Annotated in this window: 11 protein-coding genes and 1 pseudogene; 9 read left to right on the forward strand and 3 right to left on the reverse strand. The window is 65.6% G+C overall.

From position 1 onward, the window contains the following. A pseudogene (locus tag MKK75_RS02630) lies at positions 1-186 on the forward strand (MFS transporter); the annotation flags it as partial. 68 nt (positions 187-254) lie between these two features. On the opposite strand, the gene MKK75_RS02635 reads toward MKK75_RS02630, so the two are convergent. The 3 genes from MKK75_RS02635 to MKK75_RS02640 form a co-directional block, all read right to left on the reverse strand. Continuing rightward, positions 255-467 (reverse strand): hypothetical protein, encoded by a 213-nt coding sequence (locus tag MKK75_RS02635; protein ID WP_244041078.1) that lies wholly within the window; start codon positions 465-467, stop codon positions 255-257. Between the two features lie 43 nt (positions 468-510). Beyond that, positions 511-642 carry a hypothetical protein gene (locus tag MKK75_RS35610; RefSeq protein ID WP_279593534.1) on the reverse strand — a complete coding sequence of 44 codons (132 nt, stop codon included), beginning with the start codon at positions 640-642 and terminating at the stop codon, positions 511-513. A 274-nt stretch (positions 643-916) separates the two neighbouring features. Continuing rightward, positions 917-2,878 carry a response regulator gene (locus MKK75_RS02640; protein WP_244041079.1) on the reverse strand — a complete coding sequence of 654 codons (1,962 nt, stop codon included), beginning with the start codon at positions 2,876-2,878 and terminating at the stop codon, positions 917-919. A gap of 303 nt (positions 2,879-3,181) precedes the next feature. Here MKK75_RS02640 and MKK75_RS02645 point away from each other — a divergent pair, with 303 nt between their 5' ends. The 8 genes from MKK75_RS02645 to MKK75_RS02680 all read left to right on the forward strand — a co-directional run. Next, on the forward strand, positions 3,182-4,642 hold the full coding sequence (locus tag MKK75_RS02645; protein ID WP_244041080.1) for a DUF2252 domain-containing protein: 1,461 nt from the start codon (positions 3,182-3,184) through the stop codon (positions 4,640-4,642). A 460-nt stretch (positions 4,643-5,102) separates the two neighbouring features. Next, entirely contained in the window at positions 5,103-5,513 is a 411-nt protein-coding gene (locus tag MKK75_RS02650; RefSeq protein ID WP_313901828.1) for a response regulator, read from the forward strand. 515 nt (positions 5,514-6,028) lie between these two features. Further along, entirely contained in the window at positions 6,029-6,907 is an 879-nt protein-coding gene (locus MKK75_RS02655; protein ID WP_243985273.1) for an STAS domain-containing protein, read from the forward strand. Positions 6,908-6,911: 4 nt separating this feature from the next. After that, positions 6,912-7,313, forward strand: coding sequence for an STAS domain-containing protein (locus MKK75_RS02660; RefSeq protein WP_243985271.1), 402 nt, complete (start codon positions 6,912-6,914; stop codon positions 7,311-7,313). Positions 7,314-7,317: 4 nt separating this feature from the next. Beyond that, on the forward strand, positions 7,318-7,698 hold the full coding sequence (locus tag MKK75_RS02665; RefSeq protein WP_244041081.1) for an anti-sigma regulatory factor: 381 nt from the start codon (positions 7,318-7,320) through the stop codon (positions 7,696-7,698). A 1-nt stretch (position 7,699) separates the two neighbouring features. Then, positions 7,700-8,695, forward strand: coding sequence for a SpoIIE family protein phosphatase (locus MKK75_RS02670; RefSeq protein ID WP_244041082.1), 996 nt, complete (start codon positions 7,700-7,702; stop codon positions 8,693-8,695). Beyond that, complete coding sequence (locus MKK75_RS02675) at positions 8,692-10,596, forward strand: ATP-binding protein (protein ID WP_244041083.1); 1,905 nt, start codon at positions 8,692-8,694, stop codon at positions 10,594-10,596. Before MKK75_RS02670 ends, MKK75_RS02675 begins: the two co-directional genes overlap by 4 nt. A gap of 627 nt (positions 10,597-11,223) precedes the next feature. Next, positions 11,224-11,580, forward strand: a 357-nt coding sequence (locus tag MKK75_RS02680; RefSeq protein WP_244041084.1) for an alcohol dehydrogenase catalytic domain-containing protein, incomplete at its 3' end; no start/stop codon positions are given.

Consider the following 11,580-nt stretch of genomic DNA (forward strand, 5'->3'; position numbering starts at 1 on the left):
TACGGAACGCTGGGACTGGGCCTGGCCTCCGCTGTCCTGACCGGTCTCGGGGGCTTGCTCTACGGCCGCCTCGGTGCAGGCGCGTTCTGGGTCATGGCAGCGCTTTGTGCGCTGGCGCTTCCGCTCACCGTCGGGCTAGGTCGGAATGCGGGGAAATCCAGTGCAACCCCGGTCTTTCCAAAGTAAGGACGCGCGGGTCAGGCAGATCTGTTCTCTCCGCAGCGGCGAGACGCTCTACCTCGCGTACATAGCCGTTAGCCGATTTTGCGGGCGTAGCGGCCCTGGTCCCGCGTTTCGAAGTAGCGGTCGTGGGAGACCCGCACATCCATCTTCTTCCTGAGGGCGGCGGGAGTAAGCGGCGCCTCGTGGAGGGCGCTGCCGCGGATGGTCCAAGCCCTGAGTTCGGGCAGGATCTCGGCGGGCGACATGGCGCCGCCGGCGGGGATGATCTCGAAGATCTCCTGCATGACGCGGTGCCAGAACCCCAGGGCGCGGAAGCGGTCGAGTTGGTCACTCGATCTTGGCTAGGCGGCCCTGGACGAGCCCGGTCTCAGCCTCGGCGACCCCGGTGCGAGCGACGGGCGCGGCGTGCTCGGCCTGGAATGTCTCGATCTTGCGGAGCAGGTGTTTGCCGTCCTGCACGTCGTCCGGCTCCACGTCCGCTTTTGAGGCTGCCCGATGACGTGCGCGATGGCTGGTATGGGCGCGAAGGCGAAGATCCGGTCCTGCGCAAAATGGCGATCCGGCGTGAGGTAGTATGGCCGAGAGCCGTCGTTCCGGTTTGGAGCAAACGAGTCGGGAAAGCGGACATACGGTCTACGACCCGGCCCAGTCATTCGGGCTTCCGAACTGATGACCTCAAATTAGACTTCGGGTTAGGCTCGATGCCGATGCTGCTGCGGCACCTTCACCCTCTTCAGGCGGTCAGACCTCTCAGCCTTTCGGCCAAATTCGCCGACGCGAGGTCGCCGCGATTGAGGATCTGGCTCGCGCCGCGCAGCTTGCTCCGGTCGTCTGACGAGAATTCACGACCCGTCAATACGATCACCGGGATGTCCGAGCAGCCGGGCACGGCTCGCACGCCCTCCAGGAAGCCGAAGCCGTCCATGATGGGCATGTTTAAGTCCACGATCACGACGTCCGGCTTGGAGGCGGCCACGTGCAGCAGGCCCTCTTCCCCGTTCGATGCTTCCACGACCGCCCAGCCGTCCTCCTCGAGGGTCGAGCGCATCGCCATGCGGGTCACGGCCTCGTCTTCGACCAAGAGCACGGTGCCGCGCCGGTCCGTCCCCGACAGCCTGAACTGATTCACGATTTTGCCGAACCGGGACCAGTCGACCGGCTTCAACATGTAGTCCGAGGCGCCGAGCGACGCCGCGAGATTGCGTTGGTCGACCGACGTCACCATCACGACGGGTGTCGACGCAAGTATCGCGTCCGCTTTGATCTGGCTCAGCACCGACCATCCGTCCACGCCCGGCATCATCACGTCCAGCACGATGGCGCGCGGCCGCAGCCTCCGAGCTAGATTGAGGCCGCTCCTGCCGTTCGTGGCCGTCTGGACCCGGAAGCCCTCGCGATGAAGGAACCGCGTCGTGAGCGCGAGCTGGTCCGGATCGTCGTCGATGACCAGAATGAGATCGCCATCCACCGCGTCGTCGACGATGACGTCCGGATCGTTCGAGGCTCGCTCGTCGACGGGCGGAACGAAGGTTGCCGGCACGGTGAACGTGAACGTACTCCCCTGGCCAGAGGTGCTGGAGACCGTGACCGTCCCGTCCAGCATGTCGGCGAAGGACCGCGTGAGCGAAAGGCCGAGCCCGGTCCCCCCAAAGTTGCGCGTCGTGGAGGCATCGGCCTGCTCGAAACGCTGGAACAGGCGCGAGACCTGCTCGGCCGTCATACCGATCCCGGCATCGGTGACGGAGAACGAGAGCCGGTCGATGCCCGAGAGGTCCGTCATGCGCGAGGCAGCGAGCGTGATGATCCCGTTTTCGGTAAACTTGGCTGCATTGCTCAGGAAGTTGAAGAGCACCTGGCGCGTCTTCGTCAGGTCGGAATACATCCAGCCCAGTCCGAGCGCGGGTTGCAGTTCGAGCGTGTTGCCCTTCTTGCCGACCAGCGTCGCGACCGAACTCGCGACGTCGCGCAGCATGTCCTCCACCGCAAAAGTTTCGGCGTAGACCTCCATCTTGCCACTCTCGATTTTGGAGAGGTCCAGCACGTCGTTGATCAGGCCGAGCAGGTGACGGGCGTTGCGCTCGACCTTGCCGATGTCGGCCACGAGGTCCGACGCCGTGCAGCCGTCGGAGATCTCCTCACCCATCATCTCGCTATAGCCGATGATCGCGGAGAGCGGGGTTCGGAGTTCATGGCTCATATTGGCTAGAAAATCGCTCTTCGCCGTGTTGGCCTGCTCGGCCGCCTCCTTGGCGGCCTCAGCCGTTGCATTGGCGCGGGTCAACGCCGTCTCCCGGTCGACGAGGATGTGGTTTGCGGTGTGGAGCCGCCCCAGCGTAGCTTGGTTCTGCGCGACGGACCGGCGCAGGGTGTGGCAGATGCACACGATAGTCGCGCCGACCAATGTGTACTGACACAGCAGGGCAGCGTCGACGCCGTCCAGTATCCCGTCCTGCGTGTAGAACCAGGCGGCGATCAAGGTGGACAACGACAAGGCCAGCGTCCCTGGACCCCAGCCAAAAGCGAGGCTCGCGAGCAAGAGAACCGGGATGTACAACAGGAACGGCGCGACGTAGGCCGGAGCGAGGAACCGAACGAACGTCATGGCGCCGACAAACAGCAGCGTGACGCCGTAGTCGGTGACCGGCGCGTGACGCCGGCGGGCGACCGCCCCGATCAGGTTGTGCAAGCTGCTCATGGGACGTGAGTGTCACGTGCCGGATGCTTTGCAAAGCGAGCGCGTCCTGCACCCGCCTCGGAGCGCGCTGAAGGTCGTCGCAGAACGCGGGCGGCGGACATCATGCTCGGGCAGCCAAAATGACTGAGCCGGCTGCGCGAGTAATGGCCGGTTCCGCGCCGCAGCGCGTCGCCCGCGGGGGTGCGCGGTTGAGTCCACGTTGAGCGGAGGGGTTTATTCCGCGGCCGGACCGTTGGCTTGGTGTGGAGCGGTCGGACGAGGTCGATGGAACGGTCAGCGCAGCCTACGGATACCCCATCGGCGATGACCGATGAGCACGATGCGGTCATCGAGGCTGCCGAGGAGGTGGTCCTTGATCCCCTCGCAGACTTCCCGCATATCGACCTGCGCGCCGGTGTCGAGCCGTGGGAGAAACGTCGTGCCGCCGGCAAGGTGCTGCGCCTGGAACTACCCCACGCTGCCCATGCCACCCTCAACATCGCCAGCGATCGTCCCGACCCGGTGACCCTCATCGAAGCGGCGCACGCAGGACGGCAATCACACCTGATCCCGCTGCGGGTCGCCCGCATGGCCTCCTCGCCGTTCGCCTTCCTGCGCGGCGCTGCTCAAGTCATGGCCTGGGATCTGGCACAGGGACCGCGCGGCGCCATCGATGTGGTCCTGAACGGCGACGCGCATATCTCGAACTTCGGCCTGTTTGGATCGCCCCAGGGCGATGTGGTGCTCGACCTCAACGACTTCGACGAGGTGACGGTCGGGCCGTGGGAGTGGGACCTGAAGCGGCTTTGCGCGAGCATCGAGGTCGCCGCGCGGGATGCAGGCGTCGCCGCATCGGAACGGCGGCAGGCGGTACTGAGCGCGGTAGCGGGTTATCAGCACACGATGGATGATCTCGCCCCGCGCGGCTCGCTCGACGTGTGGCGGCGCGCGGCACGGGCCGAGGACCTTGCATTCGCCGGCATCGAGATCGACGCGCGCTCACAGGCCGTGGTTCACAGGGCCGTCGAGAAGGCGCGGCGGAAGAACAACACGAGCTTGCTCGACCAGGTGGGCGAGCGTCGCACGGACGGTGGCTGGCGCTTTCGCGAGGAGCCGCCGATCCTCGTTCGTGTCGATGAGGCGACGCGCGAGCGTGTGACCACCGGTCTGGAGCGCTATGCCGAGACGCTGCCGCGCGAGCGGCGGTTCATGCTCAGCCGCTACCATGTGGTCGACGTGGCCCACCGCGTCGTCGGTGTCGGCAGCGTCGGGACCCGGGCCTACGTCGCGCTGCTGTGCGGCAACTCCGATCGAGACGTCCTCTTCCTTCAGGTGAAGGAAGCCGTGCGACCAGCCCATGCGCCCTATCTGCGCGGCATGCCCAAGCCCTATGCCGATCACGAGGGCGAGCGCGTGATCTACGGCCAGCGCCTGCTGCAGGCCGTGGGCGATCCGCTGCTGGGATGGACGAAGATCGAAGGGCGACCGTTCTACGTGCGGCAGATGAAGAACATGAAGGGCGAGCTCCCGGTCGCGCGCATGACAGGCCGGTCACTCTTTTACTTCTCGCATGCGTACGGATCGCTGCTCGCCAAGGCCCACGCACGAACCGGGGATGCGGCAGCGATCGCGGGATACTGCGGTCATGACGGCCGTGCCGATCTGCGCGAGGCCCTGGCCGACTGGGCCGTGGCCTACGGGGAACGGAACGCGGAGGACTATCAGACCTTTCGAGAGGCCATCGCCGCGGGCCGGCTGCGAGCGGCCGAGGATCCGCATCTCTGACCTTACGGGTGCGGTGGCGGCAGCGCGGACACAGCGGCCTTCTCAGGATGTGCGAAACCCGGGTCGAGCCTGCACTGACAGCGTCGTTCGCCCGCGCCGGCAGCCCTGAACTTGGCGCCCCACGAACTAGGCCGTCGCCCAGCCGGTTCGTCATGACGGGTCGCACCGTCTCCCGTACGCAGTGCCGCCCTGTCCGGCGTGCTGTCACCTCTCTCCCGTGGTCTCACTCTTATCCGGCGCAGTCCGAGACTGACTGGTAAGCGATAGAGGTACGGCGTTGGGTGGCGAATGCGCAGGTCAATTAAAGAACCGCCACTCCTTCCGCCCTGGCTGCGTGGGGCGGACGCGTTGCTCTGACGCAGCCGAGCGTGGATCCCGCCGCGTTCTGGCTCGGACGATCTGCCGGGATCACCAGTCCGTCGGGAGGCAACCTTCCGCCCCTGCGTGGAATTTGTAATGCGTGACCCATAACGCCCTGGGCGATGCGCCCCACGCCCTCGTCGTCGACGACGACGCCCTGATCCTGATGGAGGCGACCAGTATCCTTGAGGATGCGGGGTTTCAGGTGCTGAAGGCGATGAACGTTGTCCAGGCCCTGAAGATACTAAATCAGCATCACGACGCGGTTCAACTGCTCTTCACCGACGTGCACATGCCGGGGCAGGCCGACGGCTTCGACTTGGCAAGGCAGACAAGCGAGCGATGGCCGCACATCGCGGTCGTAGTAGCCTCGGGCCAAGCCGAGCCTGAGCCCGGCGACCTGCCGGAGGGGGCGACGTTCATTGGCAAGCCGTTCAGTGCAGAGATCGTTCGACATCATGTCCGCAAGACTCTGCCTGACGAGAAGCACCCGGAATCGTTGAAGGCGTAGTCTTCTAAGCTCGGCGAATGGTGTCTGGCGTGAGAGGCGCTTCCGGCTAGAAGCAGCCCCTGGAACCGTCCGCTTCTGGATTGTCTGATTGAGTGAGTTGATCGTCTGAATTTCGTTATTAGCTGCTGCTTGGCTCAGGATAAGGTCGAACGGGAAATCGGAGGCGCTGCCTCAAAGTAGACTCGTTATTTTAGTAAATTATCACTGTTCGTAGAGATGGGAGTTAAAGTCTGCTGGCGCTCTCCTTCTCGGTCGCTGATGCGACACTGAGGGTAACTTCGGTATCCAGTCAGGCCGTCACTTCCAAATGAGTTATCTTATCCTCCGCCGGCCGCATAAGTGGAGCGTGAAGCGTCCGCGGTGGCAGCGTGCTCCTGTTGGCGAGGTCGACGGGACAACATAGGAAAGCCGATGGCGAGGAACAACTTGTCGCTGTCATCCTCTTCGTCGCGATGCACCTATCGAGCGGCTCAGTATCAGGGTAGAGGCTGCATCATAACGATAGGGGAGATTTGATGAGCATGGACGGCGCCGATGTCCTGAAAAGGGCGCTTACGGAAGACGAGGCCGCCATCCTTGAAGCCTGGTACATATCTCTCCGGGAAGGGACCTCACTGCAGAGCGGTCGGATCCGGGAGGCCGAGCTCCAGACTCAAGCCAAGGCCGTGTTCGGCCAGCTTCGGGACGGACTTTCGTCCGGTGGGGTCGACGCGGACGCGGATAGCTATACCCCGCTGCGTGAGAACCTCGCCGATATCTCGCGCTCGCGGGCGATCCAGGGGTTTACGCCGACCGACACCGCCAACTTCGTCTTCTCGCTCAAAGAGCCGATTTTCGAGGCACTACGGCGCAAGTCGGCCGCGGACGCGTCGGCCCTGGCCGCAGGCGTATGGGCGGCGGGGAAAGTGCTCGACAGGCTCGGGCTGCTCACGATGGAAGTGTACCTGGCCAGCCGCGAGGAGGTCATCGGGCGTCAGGGGCAGGAGATCGCCGAACTCTCCACTCCGGTGGTTCGGCTCTGGGACGGCGTCCTGGCGCTGCCGCTCATCGGCACCCTCGACAGTGCTCGCACCGGCGTCGTCATGGAGAACCTGCTGCAGGCCATCGTCGACGAGGAAGCTGAGATCGCCATCATCGACATCACCGGCGTACCGACCGTCGACACCCTGGTCGCGCAGCACCTGCTCAAGACCGTGGCGGCCGCCCGCTTGATGGGCGCCGACTGCATCGTCTCCGGTATCCGGCCGCAAATCGCGCAGACCATGGTCCATCTCGGCGTGGAGCTGAACGTTGTCTCGAAGGCGACGCTGGCCGACGCCTTCGCGCTCGCCCTCCGGCGGACCGGCCGCAAAGTGGTGCGCCAGCAGGCGACGGTGACCGGGGAGCACCGCTGAGGCCATGGACCGCATCCCGATCCTCAAGCTCGGCGGCACGCTAATCGTCACCATCCAGGTCGACATGCACGACCGCCTCGCGCTGGCCCTGGAGGAGGACCTAACGGCCATGATCGTGCGCACTGGCGCGCGCGGCGTGCTCATTGAGATCTCGGCGCTGGAAATCGTCGATTCCTTCATCGGGCGCATGTTGGTGAGCATCGCCGCTGTCTCGCGCGTCCTTGATGCGGAGACCGTCGTGGCCGGCATGCGGCCGGCGGTCGCCATTACGTTGGTCGAGCTCGGCTTGGAGCTCACCGGCATCAGGACGGCCCTCAATGTCGAACGCGGCATGGCGATGGTCCAAGCGCGGCTAGTCGAGGAGGGCGACGGGCACGGGAGCAGCCGTGACGGTCACGAAGAGTGAGACCTTGCCCATTCGCTCCGGCGACGACGTCGTGCGCGTGCGGCAGCAGGTCCGTGCCCTCGCCATCGACATCGGCCTCGGGCTCGTCGATCAGACGAAAATCATCACCGCCGCGAGTGAGCTCGCGCGCAACACCCTCGATTACGGCGGGGGCGGTGAGGTCCGCGCCGAGATCGTCCAGGCCGGGACGCGCAAGGGCCTGCGCCTGACCTTCGAGGACCAGGGTCCCGGCATCGCCGATATCGAGCAGGCGATGACGGACCACTACACCTCCGGCAAGGGCCTTGGCCTCGGCCTGGGTGGGGCCAAGCGCCTCTCGAACGAGTTTCATATCGAATCGACGTCCGGCGTCGGCACGCGCGTCACGATCGCCCGGTGGAAATGACATGGACCGGGTCACCGTCACGGAAGCGAGCCAGGTGGCCGAGGCCCGACGACGCGCGGTGGCCGTCGCTCAGTCCATCGGCTTCGACGAGATCGCGGCCGGTCGCATCGCGCTCGTGGTGACCGAACTCGCCACCAACGTGGTCAAGTACGGCGTGCCGGGCGAGGTCTTGGTCGGAACCTACGAGGACGGGACCGGCTCGGGCGTCGAGATCCTCGTGCTCGACAAGGGCGAAGGATTCTCAAATCTCGGGTTGGCCCTAACGGACGGACACTCCACGGGCGGCAGCGCGGGCGAGGGCCTTGGCGCGGTGCGCCGCATCTCCGACGCCTTCGACATGGTGTCCCGCCCCGGGCTGGGCACGGCGGTGTTAGCGCGCCTATCAATTGACAGGAAGACCGTTTCAGACGCCGTGCCAGGCTATGGGGCGGTGTCGGTCTCCCTGAAAGGTGAGACTGCCAACGGCGACGCCTACGCCGTGCGCGAGCGCGCCGACGGCTGGACCGCCGTGGTGTCGGACGGCCTCGGCCACGGGCCGGAGGCCGCCAAGGCTTCCGAAGAAGCGCTGAAGCTGTTCCGGAGACACCAGGACAAGCCGCCCGCCGCGATCCTGTCCGCCATTCATGCAGGCGTGTCGCACACGCGAGGCGGTGCGATCTCCGTAGCGCGCTATGAGCGAAACCGGGGCACCCTCGCGTTTGCGGGCATCGGCAACGTGCTGGGTGCGGTCGTCTCCGGCACCGTGACCAAGCGAACGGTCAGCCTCGCCGGGACCGCGGGGCACGCGGCTCGGCGCATCCAGGAATTCGAGTACCCCATGCGCCCGGACGACCTGTTCGTGCTGTGCTCGGACGGGATCGCCACGGCTTGGTCGCTGGACGCCCATCCCGGCCTCGTGGCCGCCCATCCGGCGCTCGTGGCCGGGGTGATCTATCGCGACTTCGCCAGGGCCCGGGACGATGCCACCGTGCTCGTCGTGCGGGAGGGCGCGCGATGAGGTGGCCGCTCCTCACCAGTGCCATCCAGCACGAGGACGACATAGCGACAGTGCGCCAGCGCGTGCGCCGTCTGGCCGAGCGCCTGGGCTTCGAGATCCAGGACCAGACCCGTATCGCCACGGCGGTGTCCGAGATCGCGCGCAACGCCTACGGCTACGCCGGTGGCGGTCGCATCGAGTACGGCCTCGATCAGCTCGATCGGGACCGAAGCGAGCAGTTCCTGGTCATCAGAGTGAGCGACAAGGGACCGGGCATCGCCGATCTCGACGCCATCCTCGAAGGTCGCTTCCGCTCGACGACGGGCCTCGGCATCGGCATCACCGGTTCACGGCGGCTGATGGACCGCTTCGAGGTCGATACGGTGGCCGGCAGCGGCACTGTCGTCATGTTTGGGAAGCGGCTTCCATCCGGGGCTGAACGTTTCACGGGACCGAGGCTCGCGAGCCTGGCCGAGGAAATCGCCCGAGCCAGGACTGAGGAACCGCTGGTCGCCTTGCGCGAGCAGAACCGGGAGCTTCTGCGCAGCCTCGCCGCCCTGGCCGAGCGCGAGGAGGAAACTCAGCGCCTGAACCAGGAACTCTCCGAGACGAACCGGGGCGTGGTCGCGCTCCACGCGGAGTTGGAAGCGCAAGCTGTGCTCCTGCGCGAGGCGGGCGTTCTCCTGGAAAGCCAAGTGGCTGCCCGCACTGCCGAACTTGCGGAGGCGAACGCCCGGCTCCTGGCCAAGGCGGTCGAGCGCGAGCGGATGGAGCAGGACCTGCGGCAATCCCAGAAGCTCGAAGCGGTCGGGCAATTGACCGGCGGCGTCGCGCACGACTTCAACAACCTGCTGACCATCATCCGCTCGTCCGTCGACTTCCTCCGTCGCCCGGATCTGCCGGAGGACCGGCGCAAGCGGTACATGGACGCCGTCTCCGACACCGTCGACCGCGCCGCCAAGCTGACCGGGCAGCTCCTGGCCTTCGCACGTCGCCAGTCCCTGAAGCCCGAGGTGTTCGAGGTCGGCGAACGCCTGCGCGGTGTGGCCGAGATGCTCGACACCATCACAGGCGCGCGCATCCAAGTCAGGGTCGAGATGTCGGACAGACCCGCCCTGGTCCGCGCCGACCTCAACCAGTTCGAGACGGCCCTGGTGAACATCGCCGTCAACGCCCGCGATGCCATGGACGGCAGCGGTACGCTGACGATGCGGGTGGCGGCCGGGCAGGCCATGCCGATGATCCGGGGGCATGCCGGCTCACGGGGGCCGTTCGTGGCGGTCTCGCTCGCCGACACCGGCTCGGGCATCCCCCTGGAGGTACTCGGGCGCATATTCGAACCGTTCTTCACGACCAAGGACGTCGGGCGCGGCACGGGTCTCGGGCTCTCCCAAGTGTTCGGGTTTACCAAGCAGTCCGGCGGCGACGTGGACGTGACGAGCGAGAGCGGCAAGGGGACAGTCTTCACCCTCTACCTGCCCGAAGTCTCGTCCGAGACCGCCGAAGCCCCTGTGCCCGACCCCGACGCCGCTTTGTCGCCGGCTGGCCTCGGTCAGCGCATCCTGCTCGTGGAGGACAACCTCGAGGTCGGAGGCTTCTGCACTCAGATCTTGGAGGATCTCGGATACGCACCCGAGTGGGTCGTCAACGCGGAAGAGGCGCTCGACCGTCTCGGGACGGACGGTGCGGGCTTTCAGGCTGTGTTCTCCGATGTCATCATGCCAGGTATGGGTGGGATCGAGCTCGCCAGAGCTTTGCGTATGCGCATTCCGACCCTGCCGGTGATTTTGGCCTCAGGCTACAGTCACGTCTTGGCCCAAGAGGACAGCCACGGCTTCGAGTTGCTGCACAAGCCCTACTCGGCCGCGCAGATCGGCCGCGCGCTGCGCCGGATCATCGGCGCTTCACCCTCCGACCGCTAATGTGCAGTCGCCGGTGATGCGCTATCCAGAGGCGACTATGGCCAACTTCCTATTCATGGTCTCGACTGAATTGCGTAGGTTCACGCGGCTTTCGAACCCGCGGCGCGTCGGCGGTTGAGGAAGCGTCTGCTTCCGAGATGCGCTGTAGTGAGGCTGTACGGCGGCAATGGGCGCGAAGGTGAATGTCCGGTTCTGCGCGCGCCGACGATCCGGCATGACATAGCTTGGCCGTAAGCGGAATGGCTGCTTCGGAGTTTAGGCGGTAGGTAACCGGACCTCGACCCCGCGGCTTCGAGCGTTCGGTTAGACGCAAACGGCACCTCTCCGGTCGGTCAAGCTACGTTGCTTATGGCAACGCCGAACTCGCCGTGAACCTGGCGATCAAGATCACCAACACCATCGCCCCACTGCTACTCGTCATAGTGGTGGCTGGTGGGTGACAGGGCGTGGACCGAGCAAAGCCTCCACGCCGGCCTACTTGCTGCGGCATCACTCCCCGTTCGAGGCAACCTAATTCCGGTGGCGGAGGATCATCCGCGCTTCCGAAGCGATTGATCCTGGACTGGCGTCGACCGGTGGAAGGCTCTTCCATCCAGTGGTTCGGCGCCACTGGAGAAAATGACACGCATGAAGGCGCTGACTTGGCAAAGCAGGGGCAAGATCTCCTGCGAGACCGTTCCCGACCCGAAGATCGAACATGGCCGTGACGTCATCATCAAGGTGACTGCCTGCGCGATCTGCGGATCCGACCTCCACCTCATGGGCGGGTTCATGCCGACGATGGAGTGCGGCGACGTCCTTGGGCACGAGACGATGGGCGAGGTCATCGAGGTCGGGCGCGACAACCGGAAGCTCAAGGTCGGCGACCGCATCGTGGTGCCCTTCACCATCTGCTGCGGCGAGTGCCGGCAGTGCAAGTGGGGCAACTGGAGTTGCTGCGAGCGCACCAACCCGAACGGCAAGCTCCAGGCCGAGACCTACGGC

The sequence above is a fragment of the Methylobacterium sp. J-030 genome (assembly GCF_022829545.1).
Taxonomy (GTDB): domain Bacteria; phylum Pseudomonadota; class Alphaproteobacteria; order Rhizobiales; family Beijerinckiaceae; genus Methylobacterium.

Bases quoted from the DNA above. Each gene is read 5' to 3' on its own strand.
- MKK75_RS02645 (WP_244041080.1), top strand. From the start codon at position 3,182: ATGACCGATGAGCACGATGCGGTCATCGAGGCTGCCGAGGAGGTGGTC.
- MKK75_RS02635 (WP_244041078.1), bottom strand. From the start codon at position 467: ATGCAGGAGATCTTCGAGATCATCCCCGCCGGCGGCGCCATGTCGCCC.
- MKK75_RS02640 (WP_244041079.1), bottom strand. From the start codon at position 2,878: ATGAGCAGCTTGCACAACCTGATCGGGGCGGTCGCCCGCCGGCGTCAC.
- MKK75_RS02675 (WP_244041083.1), top strand. From the start codon at position 8,692: ATGAGGTGGCCGCTCCTCACCAGTGCCATCCAGCACGAGGACGACATA.
- MKK75_RS02670 (WP_244041082.1), top strand. From the start codon at position 7,700: ATGGACCGGGTCACCGTCACGGAAGCGAGCCAGGTGGCCGAGGCCCGA.
- MKK75_RS02660 (WP_243985271.1), top strand. From the start codon at position 6,912: ATGGACCGCATCCCGATCCTCAAGCTCGGCGGCACGCTAATCGTCACC.
- MKK75_RS02655 (WP_243985273.1), top strand. From the start codon at position 6,029: ATGAGCATGGACGGCGCCGATGTCCTGAAAAGGGCGCTTACGGAAGAC.